Below are 15,764 nucleotides of genomic sequence, written 5' to 3'. Positions count from 1 at the left end.
ATGCGTAGCCTTCCGCCACAGGCCTCGGGCATATTATCTTATTTCACGCGTCACCGCACGGCGGCCAATTTGGTTTTGGTTGCATTGATCGTGGCAGGCTTATTTGCCCTGCCCAATATGCGCGCGCAGTTTTTTCCCGATGTTGTGGTGGATGATATCGACATCTCGGCCCGATGGGATGGGGCAGGGGCTGAGGATGTAGATGCCGCCATCGTGGGCGTCTTGGAACCTGTTCTTTTGGCGGTTGATGGTGTTGTCTCATCCGAGGCCACCGCGCGTGAAGGTGTGGCCAATATTCGTTTGGAATTTGAGCCCAGCTGGGACATGGCGCGCGCAGCGGATGATGTGCAGCAGGCAGTCGATAGTGTCACCGACCTACCCCAAGATGCCGATACGCCAGAGGTGCGGCGCGGCACATGGCGTGATCGCGTGACCGATGTGGTGATTACAGGGCCCGTGGCTCCCGCCCAATTGGGTCGCTTCGCAGATGAATTCGTGGCGCGCCTCTTTGATCAGGGGGTGACACGCACAACCATTCGCGGGGTCGCTGCCCCGCAGATTTTGATCGAAGTGCCAACTGTGCGGTTGATTCAATATGATCTCACGATGGCTGATATTGCGGCGGCCATTGCGGCCGAAGTCGATACCGCGCCTGCAGGGGCGGTTGATGGGGCCAATGCACGGGTGCGGGCAGGATCAGCCAAGCGCAGTGCAGAGGAGATTGCGGCAATTGCCCTTATTCGTGAGCCTAATGGGCGCACAGTCTCGATTGGGGATGTGGCGCGGGTGATGGAATTGGCGGTTGACCGCGAAAGTGCATACTTCGTGGATGGTAACCCAGCAATGACGGTGCGGGTGGATCGCTCGGATAAGGCTGATGCGATTTCCATACAGGCAACGGTCGAAGAGATCGCCACACAAATGGAGGCGACCTTGCCGCAAGATGTGCAGATTGATCTGATCCGCACGCGCGCAGAGTTTATTTCGGGGCGTTTAGAAATTCTGTTGTCCAATGGCGCGACAGGGTTGGCCTTGGTTCTTGGCTTGTTGTTTTTGTTTCTCAATGCCCGCACCGCATTTTGGGTGGCAGCGGGCATCCCCGTGGCGATGTTGGCCGCAATTGCGCTGATGTATGCCGTTGGGATCACCCTGAATATGATTTCGCTTTTTGCTTTGATCATCACTTTGGGGATTGTTGTGGATGATGCGATTGTGGTGGGCGAACATGCCGACTACCGCCATCGTGCCCTTGGGGAAGACCCTATCACTGCCGCCGAAACAGCCGCGCGGCGCATGGCAGCGCCTGTTTTTGCCGCGACCCTCACCACTGTTTTGGCATTTGCAGGACTTGCTGCCATTGGCGGCAGGTTTGGGGATTTGATCGCTGATATTCCCTTTACTGTTATCGTGGTGCTGACGGCCAGTTTGGTGGAATGTTTCCTAATCCTTCCCAATCATATGGCGCATGCTTTGGCGGCGAATGCGAAGGATGCTTGGTATGATCGCCCCTCACGTTTTGTGAACCACTGGTTCGAGAGGCTGCGCGGGCGTTATTTCCGCCCCTTCATCGATTTTGCCGTCAAAGCACGCTATCCTGTTGTGGCCGTGATGCTGCTGCTTTTGGCCACCCAAGCTGCCAGTTTCTTGCGCGGTGATGTCACGTGGCGCTTTTTCAATGCGCCTGAGCTGAGCTCCGTTTCAGGGAATTTTGCCATGCTTGATGGGGCAGGGCGTGAGGATAGCCTTGCCATGTTGGCTGAAATGCAACGCGCGGTTGAGGCCGTTGCAAGCCGGTATGAGGCTGAGCATGGCCGCAACCCAACCTCTTACGTCTTGGCCGAAATTGGTGGGAATACGGGCGGCAGTCTTGCATCTGCCGATGGGAAAGACAGCGATCTTTTGGGGTCAATTTCCATCGAGTTGATTGACCCTGACCTGCGCCCCTATTCCTCCTTTGCTTTTGTTGCGGACTTACAAAATGAAGTGCGGCAAAATCCGATGGTGGAAGAGATCAGCTTTCGCGGATGGCGCGGTGGGCCAGGTGGCGATGCGATTGATGTTCAAGTCACGGGGGCGGAAACCGAGGTTCTCAAGGCTGCGGCCGAGGCCGTCAAAACCGCGCTTTTGCCCTTTGGCGAGGTATCGGGTTTGGCCGATGATCTGCCCTATGATCGGCAGGAGGTAAGTTTATCTCTGACCCCGCGCGGTGAGGCCTTGGGATTTGAAATTGAGGCTTTGGGGCGGATATTGCGCAATCGCTTGGGTGGGGTTGAAGCGGCAAGCTTTCCCGATGGGTTGCGCACGGCCACCGTGCGGGTGGAATTGCCGGAAGGCGAGTTAACCGCTGATTTTCTGGATCGCATGTTGTTGCGGGCGGATGGCGGCAGTTATGTGCCCTTGGCCGATATTGTTTCGGTTGAGACGCGGACGGGCTTTTCCACAATCCGCCGCGAAAACGGACAGCGCGTGGTGTCAGTGACGGGGGATTTATCCGAAGATGACCCGGCCCGTGCTGAGGAAATCATGGCGCAATTGCGTGATCAAATCTTGCCAAATATTGAGGCGCAATTTGGGGTGACCACGACCCTTTCGGGCTTGGCCGAGCAGGAGCGCGCTTTCTTGGACGATGCCCTTGCGGGGTTCTTGGCCTGTATGGTTGGCATTTACATCGTTTTGGCGTGGATTTTCGCAAGCTGGCTACGCCCGCTTGTCGTGCTATGCGTGATCCCGTTTGGCCTGACGGGGGCGATATTTGGCCATTGGCATTGGGATGTGCCTTTGTCGATGTTTACGGTTGTGGGTCTGATCGGGATGACGGGTATCATCATCAATGACTCGATTGTTTTGGTTTCCACTGTGGATGAATATGCAAAAGACCGTGGGCTGATCCCTGCCGTTATTGATGCTGCCTGTGATCGTTTGCGACCCATTCTTTTGACCACCCTCACCACGGTTCTGGGTCTTGCGCCCTTGTTGTTTGAAACATCGTCACAGGCGCAGTTCCTCAAACCCACTGTGATTACGTTGGTTTATGGTTTGGGCTTTGGGATGTTTGTTGTTTTGCTCTTGGTGCCAGCGGTTTTGGCAATACAAGCTGATATTGGAAAGCGTGTGCGCAGTTTGCGCCGCGGCTTGGGCCATCGCGGGCGGATTGGTCAAGCAGGCGCTACACTTTGGCTTGCCTCTTTGGGGGTGGTTCTGTGGTGGGGTTTGGTCATGGGCGGCCCAATCTTGACGGGCGGGGCTTGGGGATGGGGGGCCGCACTCCTACCCGCGAGTGCCCTGACGGCGTTCCTTGTCTTTAGCCTTGGCGTGCTGATCTTGGTTTTGGGGCTTGCCGCAGGGGTCGCTTATCAAAATCGCAAGACCTAATGCGCCACGCAGCCCTCAATCTCGATCGCGCGATGAGAGCCGACAAGTGTGATGCGCAGGTCTGAGCGCTCCATCGAAAAGGGCAGGCCTTGCGGGGGCACCAAATCCGCCGTTGCGGTGATCTGCCCCGCATTGCGCTGAAAGGCGGGCGGCGACATCCAGACATCTGGGAGGGGCAGCTCTAACATCATCGTTTCAGGCGCGCCTAAATCGGGGGCGGTGACCTCTACCGACACTTGCAACCCATCTGAAATTGGCCTGATTGCACATCGGGCAGGGCCAACGCCCGCTTCTGCGGCGGGGGTGGGTTGATCTGCCAACGCCTGCAGGATCATCGGATCACGAGCGCCGCGATCTGGTAAAATACCCTCAAGCTCAAGGGTGATTGGCATGCAAATTTCGTCACAAACACCAATGCTCAACTCTGCCGAAAGGGGCATGGGGCCAAGGCCGCGGGGCATTGCAAGCTCAATCGGAAAGACCACGTGATCATGATACCCAATATTGAGCGTGCCCGCCGTGAAGATCACTTCGGGGCGGGGAAAATGCATCCAAGCCGCTGCAATTTGAGTGTTGCTTTCGATCCGCAATTCAGGTGCGAGGCCCCCATCCCCAGGGCTGCGCCAATAGGTTTTCCACCCTTGGGCTAGGCTAATTTCTACGGCGGCCATGTGATGGCCATTTTCCATGCGCCATCCCGACAGAAACCGTGCCGTGACGACATCATCACCGTTCAAGGCAACAGTTTGGCCTGACGCGGCGCCCGTTATCCCGCAGGCCATGCAAAACGCAAAAGCGCCCAAAGTGAGGGCGCGCGCGGCGGCATTGCATGGGGTGGATCCATTCATCATAGCCTCATTGGTTAGCGGCAGACGCCATGAATGAAAAGTCACGTTTCGGCGAAGATGCGGCAAATTCCGCGCGGTCGCCCCTTGCCCTTGCGACAGGCTCCGCGCATTTTGGACATATGAATGAAATTGAAAATATCGACAGTGCGATCGAGACTTTAACGGGTAAACTTTTGGTCGCTATGCCTGGAATGGGGGATCCGCGTTTTGCTCATGCGGTGGTGTTCCTCTGCGCGCATGATGACGAACAGGCTATGGGGTTGATCATTAACAAACCTTTAGCCGAATTGACCTTGTCTGAGATGTTCGAGCAATTGGGCATTGCCAATGGCTCGGGATCTTTGCCTGATTTACCAATCTGCTTTGGTGGCCCCGTTGAACAGGGGCGTGGATTTGTTCTGCATGAAACCTCTTATGCGCAAGGTGACGCAGGTCATGCGGGACGCCTAGAGGTGGATGACACATTTGCCATGACCGCGACCCTCGATATCCTAGACGATATTGCGCAAGGCGAAGGCCCAGATCAGGCGATTGTCGCCTTGGGCTATGCGGGCTGGGGTCGGGGCCAGTTGGAAAGTGAGATTGCGCAGAATGCGTGGCTGATTTGCGAGGCCGCGCCTGATCTGGTTTTCAATGTTGATATGCCGCGCAAATGGGAAGCTGCCCTTGCAAAATTGGGCATTGATCCGATTTTGTTGTCCGCGCAGGCAGGGCGCGCTTAATCTCGCGGGGCGGCAGCCCGCATCAGCCGATCATTGATTGCAAGGCCCAATCCCTTTTGTGGGACAGGCGCGACATCAATCCCAGTTTTGCCGTGCAATGCCAGTTCCGCATCGGCGTGATGCAGGATCGAAAACAGTGCCGCAGCCGCTTCGCGCAAATCGCCCTTTTCCGAGAGGGTGAAATCTGCATCCCCAATCGGGCCAAAGGCAATGCGTAGCCGTGTTGGGTCGCTGAGATCCTGATTGATGCGCAGCGGTGCATTGGGGGCGTAATGGCTGCTCATCTGACCGGGTGCAGCTACGCGTCCAGGCGTGAGGTCAGACACAAGCGCCCCCGTGAGCGCGCTAATGTCTTCGCGCGCAATGCCGCCCTCGCGCAGGAGTTTCGCGGGCTTCTGACTTGCGTCCACGATGCTTGACTCAAGGCCTACGGGGCAAGGCCCACCATCTACGATAGCCGCGATGCGATTGCCCAACGACCGCGCCACATGTTCGGCCGATGTGGGGGACAAGCGCCCTGATCTATTGGCAGATGGTGCCGCAATTGGACCACCAAAGCGGCGCAAGATATTTTGGGCCACAGGGTGGTTTGGGATGCGAATTGCCACAGTCGGCAGACCTGCACTGACCAAGGGGGATAGCCCGTGATCAGGGCGCAGGCGCAAGACCAAGGTCAAAGGGCCGGGCCAAAAGCGATCTGCCAAGACCCGTGCGGTATCGGTCACCTCTGCAATTTGCGCGACCTGTGCGAGGTCAGCCAAATGCACGATCAGCGGGTTGAATGTAGGTCGCCCTTTTGCCTCAAAGATTTTGGCACAGGCTTGGTCATTGCGTGCGTCTGCGCCAAGCCCGTAGACAGTTTCCGTGGGCAGCGCGACCAATTCCCCCTGTTCTAACAAGCCACAGGCCCGCGCGATCCCCTGCTCATCAGGGGACAAACGGGAGGGGCGGTCTGGGGTGGGTGGCACTTGTGACATTGGGGTTCATCGCCTAGGACGGCACTGGTGTTTGCGCGGCCCGATATAGCTTGGGCGCGCTGTGAAGCCAAGCCGCGCTGCAAAAAGGTGTAACATGATCCACTATCCACACGAGACCCCACCTGCAAAAGGCACTGCGCGGGAAATAGCGGATGGCATCCTGTGGATACGGTTATCCATGCCCTTGGGCTTGGATCATGTGAATGTCTATGCCTTGCGCGAACCAAATGGCTGGACTGTGATCGACACAGGGCTTGATACAAAACTCAATCGCCGTGAATGGGCCGCGATTATAAAAGATGATCTGCGCGGTGATCCTATCTTGCGGGTGGTTGTCACCCATCACCGCCCCGATCATGTCGGGCTTGCGGGTTGGTTTATGGCGCAAGGCGCGGAGTTATTGATGACCCGCACCGCATGGCTGACGGCAAGGATGCTGACCTTAGACGAGGAGCCAACACCGAGCCCAGAAGCGGTGTCTTTTTGGCGTGCGGCGGGCATGGATGAGGCGCTTTTGAGCAAGCGCCTTGATAACCGCCCCTTTAATTTCTGTGACACAGTTTATCCTTTACCCTTGGGCTTTACGCGGTTGGAGGAAGGGGCGATGCATCGTCTTGGCGGGCGTGATTGGGTCGTGCATTTGGGCCAAGGTCACGCGCCAGATCATGCCACCCTATGGTGCCAAGATGTGCCGCTTGTTTTGGCGGGGGATCAGCTTTTGCCATCGATATCGCCCAATCTTGGGGTGTATCCGACAGAACCGATGGCAGATCCCGTGGCCGAATGGCTAGAAAGCTGCGCAAGGTTTGAAACCATGGCGCGCGAAGATCATCTTGTTTTGCCAGGTCACAAGCTGCCCTATCACGGGTTGCCTGCACGATTGGCGCAATTATCGGACAATCATCACGGTGCGCTTGCCCGATTGCGTGAACATTTGCGCGCGGAACCCCGCACAGCGGTTGATTGCTTTGCGCCCTTGTTCAAACGCCAGATTGATGAGGCGACTTATGGGCTGGCGATGGTCGAGGCCGTGGCCCATCTCAACCATCTCTATCATCTGGGCGAGGTTGCCCGTGAAATGGACGCGCGCGGTGCATGGGTGTGGCAGTTGCGCAGTTGAGGGCCCCGCCCTGCTTCCTTGTCGCCTTGTAAGATTTTTACACAGATCGTGTCACAGTGTCGCGTGACAGGGCGCATGAAATTCGGTAAGCGCATCGTCAAAGCGACCAGATCAATGGAGACGACCATGGCAAAGAACGAACATAAGCACGGCTCGATGGATATCAGCGAGCAGGAGAAAACCTTTGATGGTTTCATGACGTGGAGCATGCGCGTTGCTGCTGTTTCGATCGCTGTTGTGATCTTCTTGGCCCTTTTCGCCCGCTAAGTTTGAAGCCGAACACCGATGGGGTGGCGTTCGTCTCTTACAGTTTTGTGTCTCGCGCTGGCCCTTACGGGCTGCGCGAATCCATCGATTTGGGCCAGTGATCAAGACATTGCGACAGCAAGCTATCGCGAGCCAGGGCCAACGCGCATCACACTTTTGACAATGCTGCGCAGTGAAACAGGCACGGGTGCGCATAGCGCCCTTGTTGTCGATGACGGGACACAGCGATTGCTGTTTGATCCTGCCGGCGGTTGGTTCCACCCAGCCGCACCTGAACGCAATGATGTGCTCTTTGGAATGAATCCCACGCTCTATGGGTTTTATTTGCAGTGGCATGCGCGCGAGACTCATCATGTCGTGGCGCAAGAGGTTCTTTTGCCGCCAGAACAGGCGCGATTCGTGGCGCAGCGCATTCAGGAAATTGGCCCTGTCCCCAAGGCAAATTGTTCGCGCTCAATCTCGGAATTGCTTAGCGAATTACCGCAGTTTTCCGGTTTGCCAGTTACATGGTTTCCCGAAAAGACCATGGAAAATTTGGCGCGCTATGATGGCATCCGAACCTATGAAATTTGGGATGATGATGACGAAGGGTGACCCCTTCACCCTCTGAGCATAGCGCAAAAGAAAACCCCCGTGCCAAAAGGACGGGGGATATCTTTTTTGAAGAAAACTTCGCATTTGCGAAGGTTCTGCTTAGAGCAGACCCTCACGCTGCGCTTTTTTCCGCGCCAGTTTGCGCGCGCGGCGGATTGCTTCCGCTTTCTCGCGTGCTTTCTTGACGGAAGGCTTTTCGAAATGTTGCTTAAGCTTCATTTCACGGAAAACGCCCTCGCGCTGAAGTTTCTTCTTCAGAGCGCGCAATGCTTGATCAACATTGTTGTCGCGAACACTCACCTGCATGTGGTGTCACCACCTTTCTAAGTTAGAGTTTCAAAGTTGCAGGAAGTGGCCATCTAGCAAGAATCTGCTAAGTTGTAAAGCAACGCAGAAAAATGGAGTGATGCGATGGAAAGCCAAGCCACGACCGAGCTGAAAGCGCGCATTGTCACCGCAGCATTGGATCATGTGCCGTTTGATGGGTGGTCTGATGCGGCCCTTTGCGCTGCGTTGAGCGATTGCGATGTAGACACAGAAACGGGTCGCGCGCTTTTCCCTCGGGGAGCGGTTGATTTGGCATTGGCCTTTCATCGGCAGGGGGATGCAGATTTGTTGCGCGCCTTGCGCAATGCTGACTTGTCTGAAATGCGCTATCGTGATCGCGTGGCTTATGGGGTGCGCCTGCGCCTTGAGGCGGTCGCCGACCACAAAGAGGCCGTGCGCCGCGGCACCACCTTGTTTGCCCTGCCCATCCATGCCGCAGATGGCGCCAAAGCCGTCTGGGAAACCGCTGACAGCATTTGGGAGGGGCTTGGGGATCGCGCCAATGATTTCAATTGGTATTCCAAGCGTGCGACATTGGCGGGGGTGTATTCGGCTACTGTGCTTTACTGGTTGGGGGATCAATCGCCAGATCACGCTGCGACATGGGCGTTTTTGGATCGCCGCATCGATGATGTGATGCAAATCGAAAAGCTAAAGAAATCTGTCAATGAGAACCCTGCGCTTAAGCCTCTTATGGCGGGGCCAAATTGGCTACTTGGAAAGATTCGCCCGCCCGCGCGGGTCGCACGAATTGACCTTCCAGGATATATTCGTCCAAAAGACCAACAGTGAAATCTGTTCTGGAGAGTTACATGACCCTGCCTAAAACCATGCGCGCGGTTGAAATCAGCGAGGCGGGCGGGCCAGACGTATTGACGCTGTGCAGCCGCCCTTGCCCCCGTCCTGAGGCTGAACAGATTTTGATCAAAATTGCCTATGCAGGGGTAAACCGACCCGATGCGCTGCAACGGGCGGGGCTCTATGATCCGCCAAAAGGGGCCTCTGACCTTCCCGGTCTTGAGGCCTCTGGCACAGTTGTGGCGGTGGGCGAGGCTGTGTCCGAGTGGAAAATCGGGGATCAGGTCTGTGCACTTTTGCCAGGCGGGGGGTATGCAGATTATGCGCTGACCCATCAATCCCACGCTTTACCCGTGCCAAGCGGCATGGATCTGCGCGCTGCTGCTGCGCTTTGTGAGACGTTTTTCACCGTGTGGTCAAATCTGTTTCAACGCGCCGCTTTGCGCGCGGGTGAGCGGCTCTTGGTGCATGGCGGCGCATCTGGGATTGGCACAACGGCCATTCAATTGGCGCGTTCTTTTGGGGTGCGGGGTTTTGTGACCGCAGGCCAAGATGAAAAATGCAGAGCCTGCGAAGCCTTGGGGGCGGAGCGGGCGATCAATTACCGCACGGAAGATTTCGTTGAGATCATGCGGGCCGAAGGGGGCGCTGATGTCATTCTCGATATGGTGGGCGGGCCATATCTGCCGCGCAATATTCGGGCTTTGGCGGATGACGGGCGGCTTGTGCAAATCGCCTTTTTGCAGGGCGCGAAGGTTGAGCTGAACTTTACACAGATGATGACGCGGCGCTTGACGCTGACAGGGTCGACCTTACGGCCCCAATCAGATGCCGCCAAAGCCGCAATTGCGTCTGAGTTGCGCGCTCATGTTTTGCCCTTGCTCGAAACTGGCCAAATTGCGCCCGTGATGGATAGCAGCTTTGATCTGACCGAGGCCGCCGCTGCCCATACCCATATGGAGGCGTCCGCCCATATCGGAAAAATCGTTCTCGAAGTTGCGCCTTAGGCCTGTTCCAAGGTTTTGACCAGCGCAGGCAGCCCACCCAAATCGGGTAGGCTGTGATAGCGTGCGTGGGTTTGAGGCGCTTCTGCCTCCTCCAACGCCCAGATATAGGTTGACGGCACATAGACCCCAAACGCCCCTGCCTCAAGGGCGGGTATGACGTCCGATTTCATGGAATTGCCCGCCATCAGTGCCACATCGGCACTCGCGCCATGCCGCGCGAAAGCGCGGGTGTAAATTTCAGGTTTCTTGTCGCTGACAATTTCAACGCCATGAAAATATTCGCCCAAGCCTGATTGCGCCAATTTGCGTTCTTGGTCGAGAAGATCGCCCTTAGTGATCAGCACCAATTTGTGGCTTTGCGACAGATCGCGCACCACCCTGTCGGCATGGGGCAGCAGGGTGATGGGATGTTGGAGCATGTCCTGACCCGCAGCCAAAATTTCCGCGATAACTGCACCGCTGACTTTTCCTTCGGTGACTTCAATCGCGGTTTCAATCATGGAGAGCATGAACCCTTTAATGCCAAATCCGTAATGGCCTATATTGCGCCGCTCTGCCGCCAAGAGGCGGTTGTGCAAATCGTCTTCGGCGCAGTAATCCGCCAAAAGTTCTGCAAAGCGCGCTTGGGTTACGCGGTAAAATTCTTCGTTCTGCCAAAGCGTATCATCCGCGTCCAAACCGATTATTTGCAGCTTTTTTGTCATTGGGTTATGCACGACCGTAGGCAGATGCCTTGTGGCCCCTTTTCTGAATCACCTTGCGGCTTATATAAAGGCACATGGACGATGGCACCATGAGCACGCCAGTTTTAGACCAGATGGCCAGTTTTGGAGTAGATATGCGGCGCGATGGCTTGACGATGATGGCGAAACCTCCTGTTGAGGAAAACGACACCACCGTTATATCCAAAACAAAACCAAAAACGCAGCGGCCCCCGATGTATAAGGTACTGCTGTTGAATGATGACTATACCCCGATGGAGTTTGTCGTTCACGTTCTTGAGCGCTTCTTCGGCATCTCTCACGCGCAGGCGGTCGAGATTATGCTGACTGTGCACAAAAAAGGGGTGGCCGTTGTGGGTGTCTTCTCTTATGAGATTGCCGAAACGAAAGTGGCGCAGGTGATGGAATTCGCGCGCCGCAATCAGCATCCGTTGCAATGCACCATGGAGAAAGAGGACTGATCCCCAGTCCCGCCGCCGCTTATGACCCCAGACAGATGGATTTCCGCGCTTGAGCAAAACGCGCTCAGCTTGCCGCCTCTTTCGGCGGTTTTGATTTATGGTGCCACTGGCGATATGCAACTTGATGTGTTCGGACAGGCTCGTTTGTTGGCTGTGCAAGGGTTTTACCCCGATTATGCCCGCGTTGTGGCCCGTGGAATTGAAGTGCATCCTGATCTGCCAGCCGATGCGGTGGACGCGTTTGATCTGGCCTTGGTTGCGGCCCATAAATCAAAAAAATTGACCCTGTCGCGGATCGCACAATCACTGATGTCATTGCGCAAGGGTGGCATTTTGATGGTGGACGGGGCGAAAACCATCGGGATTGAATCGATCCTCAAGGCCCTAAAATCAACCTTTGACGGCGTAGAAGTTTTTTCAAAATCGCATGGCAAATTGATTTGGTTCGCGCGCCCAGATGTCCTGCCCCAAACCTGCGCGGAATGGGTTGGCAGCGCCACGGAAACCGAAGATGGCCATATCGTGCCAATTGGCAGCTTCTCTGCGGACGGGCCAGATCAAGGATCGGAAATACTGATTGCACTAGCCCCTAAACTTAAGGGACGCGTTGCTGATCTTGGGGCGGGTTGGGGATATATCGCCGCCCATATTCTGGATGAACAGGATAGTATTGAAACCCTCGATTTGATTGAGGCCGATCACGCGGCGCTTGAGGCCGCCCGTCATAATGTCGATGATCCGCGCGCGCGCTTTTTCTGGGCAGATGCGACTGCATATAAGCCTGATGCACTTTATGATGCGATTTTGTGCAATCCGCCTTTTCATACATCACGCGCGGCTGATCCTGCCTTGGGGCAAGCGTTTATTTCGGCGGCAAGTCGCCTGCTTAAGCCTTCGGGACAATTTTTGATGGTCGCAAATCGTCACCTGCCTTATGAATCGGCGCTGAAGGCGAATTTTTCAACGGGCCGCATGTTGGCCGAGATGCAGGGCTACAAGCTCTATCAAGCTGGGAAACCGAAAGCTGCGCGATCCGCGCGATGATCGGCAAAGGGGTTTTTGGAATGTCTTTATCCATCCAAGGGAAAACTGCGATTGTGACGGGGGCCGCCAATGGGATTGGCCTTGCGATTGCGCGTCATTTTTCTGACCTTGGCGCGAATGTCGTGTTTACAGATCGCGATGAGGAGCGGCTTTTTGATGAATGTGGCGCCTCAGATGATGAGCGCGCGCCAAATATTCGCGCCTTTGCGGGAGATTTGAGCGAAAAGCTGACAGTGGCCAATTTGATCTCGGCCACGATTGATGCCTTTGATCGGGTCGATATTTTGGTCAATGCGTGCCGCCAGATCATTCCAACGGACCCGTTTGATCCTGCCGATACCAGCATTGAGCAAATGTTGCAGCAAAACCTGTTTACATCGCTGCGCCTGAGCCAAGCCGTTGCAAAAAAGATGATTGCCCAGGCCGAAGGGGATGACCGCGATGATGAGACGCGCGGCGCGATTGTGAATATCTCGAACATCGCTGCGATGCGCAGCCATCCTGATTTGATGGGCTATTCGGTGTCGTTAGCGGCGCTTGAGCAATCTACGCGGTCTTTGGCATTGTCCCTCGCCCCAAATCGTATTCGTGTGAATGCGGTGTCTTTTGGATCGGTGATGTCAGCGAGCCTTCAAGCGGGTTTGGCAGAAGATGAATTGAAGCGCAAAGACATCCAAAGCCACACACCGCTTGGCCGCATTGCTTCGGCGCGCGAGGTGGCGGGTGCGGCCCAATTCTTTGCCTCGGATGGAGCGGGATTTGTTACAGGGCAAGTTCTCTGCGTGGATGGTGGGCGCAGCCTGCTTGATCCTGTTGGCGTGCCTTTGCATTAAAAAACCGCGCAACCTTTGGGGTCGCGCGGTTTTCAGAGGGCAGGCGTTATAACGCCTGATTATTTGTCGTCTTCGTCTTTATCGTCTGGCAGGTTAAAGAAGCTGTCCGCATCATAGGTCTTTTCTGTTTCGTCCCCGTCCTCATCGGCGGCAGACGCATTGCCTGAGAGGCTGAATGTTTCAAGACCCGAAATCGCGCTTGGCATTTTGGGTTCTGGATCACCTGCAAGGCTTTGTTCGGTCGAGACCAATTTACGGCGCTCATCATCGGTCATAACCAGACCTTCTTTGGCGCGTTTCGCGTTGGCTGATTGCACGGCGGCATCCAATTCAGACTGCTTGCACAGACCAAGCGCAACAGGGTCGATTGGTTGGATGTTGGAAATGTTCCAATGGGTGCGTTCGCGGATCGCTTGGATGGTTGGTTTGGTGGTGCCAACCAATTTGCCAATCTGGCCATCGGACAGCTCTGGGTGGAATTTGACCAACCAAAGGATTGAAGCAGGACGATCCTGACGCTTGGACAGGGGCGTGTAGCGTGGGCCACGGCGCTTTTCCTCGCCCAGTGCTGCGGGGTTATGCTTCAGCTTTAGCTTATGCGCAGGGTCTTTCTCACCACGATCAATCTCGTCTTGGTCGAGCTGGTTATTGGCAATCGGGTCAAAACCCTTGACGCCTGTGGCTACGTCACCATCTGCAATCCCTTGCACTTCCAATTCATGCAGCCCGCAGAAATCGCCGATCTGCTTAAAGCTGAGCGTGGTGTTATCCACCAACCAAACGGCGGTGGCTTTTGCCATGATGGGTTTTGTCATTTTTAGCTCCTTTTCGGATGCAATCGGGCGGGCGCTGAAACAACGCTGCGGCGGGGGCCGCAATTCCTCGATTTCGGGGAAGTTGCCCGTTATATAAGACAGCGATTGGCGCAAGGAAAGAGGGAAACGCGAGATGGGGTGCAGATTGATGCGTGCGGGGCTTTTGGCCTTTGCACTATGTGGCGCGGCACTCCCTGCGCGGGCAGATCAGGCGGGGGTGTTTGACCTTTATGTCTTAGCCCTCAGTTGGAATTCAACATGGTGCGCGATTGAGGGGGATGAGCGTGGCGCGGCGCAATGCGAGTCGGGCGCAGGCCATGGGTTCACCTTGCACGGGCTTTGGCCACAATATGAGGAGGGGTGGCCCAGTTATTGCTCAACACCCGCGCGCGGCCCAAGTGATGCGTTGACGGCAGGCATGGTTGATATCATGGGAAGCTCAGGCCTTGCGTGGCACCAATGGCGTAAGCATGGGGTCTGTTCTGGCCTGCCTGCTGAGGATTACTTCGCCCTATCGCGCCGCGCTTATGCGGCGGTGACTGTGCCTGCGGTTTTGACCCAACTTAATCGGCCTGTCCGCCTGCCAGCCGAAGTGGTGGAGGACGCGCTCCGCGAAGCCAACCCCGATTTCAGTGACGCTGGTGTTGTCACCACCTGCCGCGCAGGTCGCATCGCAGAATTGCGCATTTGTCTGACCCGCGATTTAGAGCCCCGTGATTGCCCTGCCGATATGGGGCGCGATTGTTCTTTGCGTGAGGCGCTGTTTGATCCAATCCGCTGATGCATGCTTGCACCTTCGCGGTGGGCATGCATCACTCGCCCCCTCACAGCAATCAGGAGATTCGGCATCATGACCGCCCCCATTCGTGTGGCAATAAATGGCTTTGGTCGCATTGGGCGCACCGTGCTGCGCGCGTGGCTTAAGGGCGGTTGGCCCGAGGTTGAGATTGTCGCCATCAACGACATCGCCCCTCTCAAGACCTGCGCTTACCTGTTCGAATATGACAGCGTCTTTGGCCCTTACGCGGGCGAGGTGACCTGCGGTGATGGCACATTGGTGATTGATGGACGCCCGATTGCATTTACCTGCGAGCCTGATCTGGCGGCGCTGCCCCTTGCGGGGGTGGATATTCTGATGGAATGCACAGGGCGCGCCATGGATCGGCGGATTGCCGAGGCAGGTTTGCGCGCAGGTGCCGCACGGGTGCTGATTTCTGGCCCCTCCCTTGATGCTGATGTGACGCTGGTCTTGGGGGCGAATGATGCGGCCTTAGTGCCCGAAGCGCGCATTGTGTCGAACGCATCTTGCACCACCAATGCCACAGCCCCCCTGATGCGGGTTCTCGATGAGGCGTTTGGGGTCGAGACGGCTTTGATGACGACAGTGCATTGTTATACGGGCAGCCAACCCACCGTGGATATGCCGATGGGGGATTTGGTGCGATCCCGCGCGGCGGCCTTGTCGATGGTGCCCACAACGACCAGTGCGGAAAAGTTGATTGATCTTGTGCTGCCCCATCTTGCGGGGCGGATCACTGGCTCTGCTATTCGGGTGCCAACGGCAAGTGTCTCTTGTATCGATTTGGCGGTCATCACCGAGCAGCGACCATCGGTTGAGGCGGCGCGCGATGTCCTGCGCGCAGCCAAAGGGCCGATCTTAGGCTATACCGAGGCGCCTGTTGTCTCGACTGATCTTCGGGCGCGCCCCGAGTCTTTGATCGTGCAAGGGGATCAGATCAAACGCTCCAAAGGCGGGATGCTGCGCGTCTTTGGGTGGTATGACAATGAATGGGGATTTTCTGCGCGCATGTTGGATGTGGCGCGCAAGATGGGGGCGCAAGCCTGAATAAGAAAGGA

Annotated in this window: 17 protein-coding genes; 12 read left to right on the top strand and 5 right to left on the bottom strand. The window is 56.2% G+C overall.

Annotation, left to right across the window (positions count from 1 at the left end; genetic code table 11):
• Positions 1 to 3,372 carry an efflux RND transporter permease subunit gene (locus I3V23_07350; protein QPI84436.1) on the top strand — a complete coding sequence of 1,124 codons (3,372 nt, stop codon included), beginning with the start codon at positions 1 to 3 and terminating at the stop codon, positions 3,370 to 3,372.
• Here I3V23_07350 and I3V23_07345 read toward each other — a convergent pair.
• Positions 3,369 to 4,223 carry a hypothetical protein gene (locus I3V23_07345; protein ID QPI84435.1) on the bottom strand — a complete coding sequence of 285 codons (855 nt, stop codon included), beginning with the start codon at positions 4,221 to 4,223 and terminating at the stop codon, positions 3,369 to 3,371. The genes I3V23_07350 and I3V23_07345 overlap by 4 nt on opposite strands.
• 116 nt (positions 4,224 to 4,339) lie before the next feature.
• On the opposite strand from I3V23_07345, the gene I3V23_07340 reads away from it, so the two are divergent.
• A complete protein-coding gene (locus I3V23_07340; protein ID QPI86740.1) occupies positions 4,340 to 4,942 on the top strand; it encodes a YqgE/AlgH family protein in 603 nt (200 codons plus the stop codon).
• Here I3V23_07340 and I3V23_07335 read toward each other — a convergent pair.
• A complete protein-coding gene (locus I3V23_07335) occupies positions 4,939 to 5,919 on the bottom strand; it encodes a threonylcarbamoyl-AMP synthase (GenBank protein ID QPI84434.1) in 981 nt (326 codons plus the stop codon). The two genes, I3V23_07340 and I3V23_07335, sit on opposite strands and share 4 nt — an antisense overlap.
• Before the next feature lie 94 nt (positions 5,920 to 6,013).
• On the opposite strand from I3V23_07335, the gene I3V23_07330 reads away from it, so the two are divergent.
• From I3V23_07330 to I3V23_07320, 3 genes are all read left to right on the top strand, one after another.
• The gene (locus tag I3V23_07330; GenBank protein QPI84433.1) at positions 6,014 to 7,039 is read left to right on the top strand and encodes an MBL fold metallo-hydrolase; all 1,026 of its coding nucleotides are present in this window, start codon (positions 6,014 to 6,016) and stop codon (positions 7,037 to 7,039) included.
• Positions 7,040 to 7,165: 126 nt separating this feature from the next.
• A complete protein-coding gene (locus tag I3V23_07325; GenBank protein QPI84432.1) occupies positions 7,166 to 7,306 on the top strand; it encodes an aa3-type cytochrome c oxidase subunit IV in 141 nt (46 codons plus the stop codon).
• A gap of 18 nt (positions 7,307 to 7,324) precedes the next feature.
• Complete coding sequence (locus I3V23_07320) at positions 7,325 to 7,900, top strand: hypothetical protein (protein ID QPI84431.1); 576 nt, start codon at positions 7,325 to 7,327, stop codon at positions 7,898 to 7,900.
• A gap of 99 nt (positions 7,901 to 7,999) precedes the next feature.
• On the opposite strand, the gene I3V23_07315 is transcribed toward I3V23_07320, so the two are convergent.
• Entirely contained in the window at positions 8,000 to 8,206 is a 207-nt protein-coding gene (locus I3V23_07315; protein ID QPI84430.1) for a 30S ribosomal protein S21, read from the bottom strand.
• Between the two features lie 105 nt (positions 8,207 to 8,311).
• Between I3V23_07315 and I3V23_07310 the strand changes: the two genes are divergently transcribed.
• Together I3V23_07310 and I3V23_07305 are read left to right on the top strand one after the other, a co-directional pair.
• Positions 8,312 to 9,019: a COQ9 family protein gene (locus I3V23_07310; GenBank protein QPI84429.1), complete on the top strand. Its 708-nt coding sequence runs from the start codon at positions 8,312 to 8,314 to the stop codon at positions 9,017 to 9,019.
• 26 nt (positions 9,020 to 9,045) lie between these two features.
• On the top strand, positions 9,046 to 10,032 hold the full coding sequence (locus I3V23_07305; GenBank protein QPI86739.1) for an NAD(P)H-quinone oxidoreductase: 987 nt from the start codon (positions 9,046 to 9,048) through the stop codon (positions 10,030 to 10,032).
• On the opposite strand, the gene I3V23_07300 is transcribed toward I3V23_07305, so the two are convergent.
• Positions 10,029 to 10,736 carry an HAD hydrolase-like protein gene (locus tag I3V23_07300; protein QPI84428.1) on the bottom strand — a complete coding sequence of 236 codons (708 nt, stop codon included), beginning with the start codon at positions 10,734 to 10,736 and terminating at the stop codon, positions 10,029 to 10,031. The two genes, I3V23_07305 and I3V23_07300, sit on opposite strands and share 4 nt — an antisense overlap.
• A 158-nt stretch (positions 10,737 to 10,894) precedes the next feature.
• On the opposite strand from I3V23_07300, the gene clpS reads away from it, so the two are divergent.
• The 3 genes from clpS to I3V23_07285 are packed head-to-tail and all read left to right on the top strand — an operon-like array spanning position 10,895 to position 13,092.
• Positions 10,895 to 11,215: an ATP-dependent Clp protease adapter ClpS gene (clpS, locus tag I3V23_07295; GenBank protein QPI86738.1), complete on the top strand. Its 321-nt coding sequence runs from the start codon at positions 10,895 to 10,897 to the stop codon at positions 11,213 to 11,215.
• Between the two features lie 21 nt (positions 11,216 to 11,236).
• Positions 11,237 to 12,259, top strand: coding sequence for a class I SAM-dependent methyltransferase (locus I3V23_07290; protein QPI84427.1), 1,023 nt, complete (start codon positions 11,237 to 11,239; stop codon positions 12,257 to 12,259).
• A 20-nt stretch (positions 12,260 to 12,279) separates the two neighbouring features.
• The gene (locus tag I3V23_07285) at positions 12,280 to 13,092 is read left to right on the top strand and encodes an SDR family oxidoreductase (GenBank protein QPI84426.1); all 813 of its coding nucleotides are present in this window, start codon (positions 12,280 to 12,282) and stop codon (positions 13,090 to 13,092) included.
• A gap of 59 nt (positions 13,093 to 13,151) precedes the next feature.
• Here the strand turns inward: I3V23_07285 and I3V23_07280 are convergent, their stop codons facing one another.
• On the bottom strand, positions 13,152 to 13,907 hold the full coding sequence (locus I3V23_07280) for a DUF1013 domain-containing protein (GenBank protein ID QPI84425.1): 756 nt from the start codon (positions 13,905 to 13,907) through the stop codon (positions 13,152 to 13,154).
• 148 nt (positions 13,908 to 14,055) lie between these two features.
• On the opposite strand from I3V23_07280, the gene I3V23_07275 reads away from it, so the two are divergent.
• Together I3V23_07275 and I3V23_07270 are read left to right on the top strand one after the other, a co-directional pair.
• A complete protein-coding gene (locus tag I3V23_07275; protein QPI86737.1) occupies positions 14,056 to 14,688 on the top strand; it encodes a ribonuclease T2 in 633 nt (210 codons plus the stop codon).
• 69 nt (positions 14,689 to 14,757) lie between these two features.
• Positions 14,758 to 15,753: an aldehyde dehydrogenase gene (locus tag I3V23_07270; GenBank protein QPI84424.1), complete on the top strand. Its 996-nt coding sequence runs from the start codon at positions 14,758 to 14,760 to the stop codon at positions 15,751 to 15,753.
• Positions 15,754 to 15,764: the final 11 nt, after the last annotated feature.

It is taken from the genome of Rhodobacterales bacterium HKCCA1288 (assembly GCA_015693905.1).
In the GTDB taxonomy this organism is placed as follows: domain Bacteria; phylum Pseudomonadota; class Alphaproteobacteria; order Rhodobacterales; family Rhodobacteraceae; genus M30B80.
This window is presented reverse-complemented; position numbering and strand designations above follow the sequence as displayed.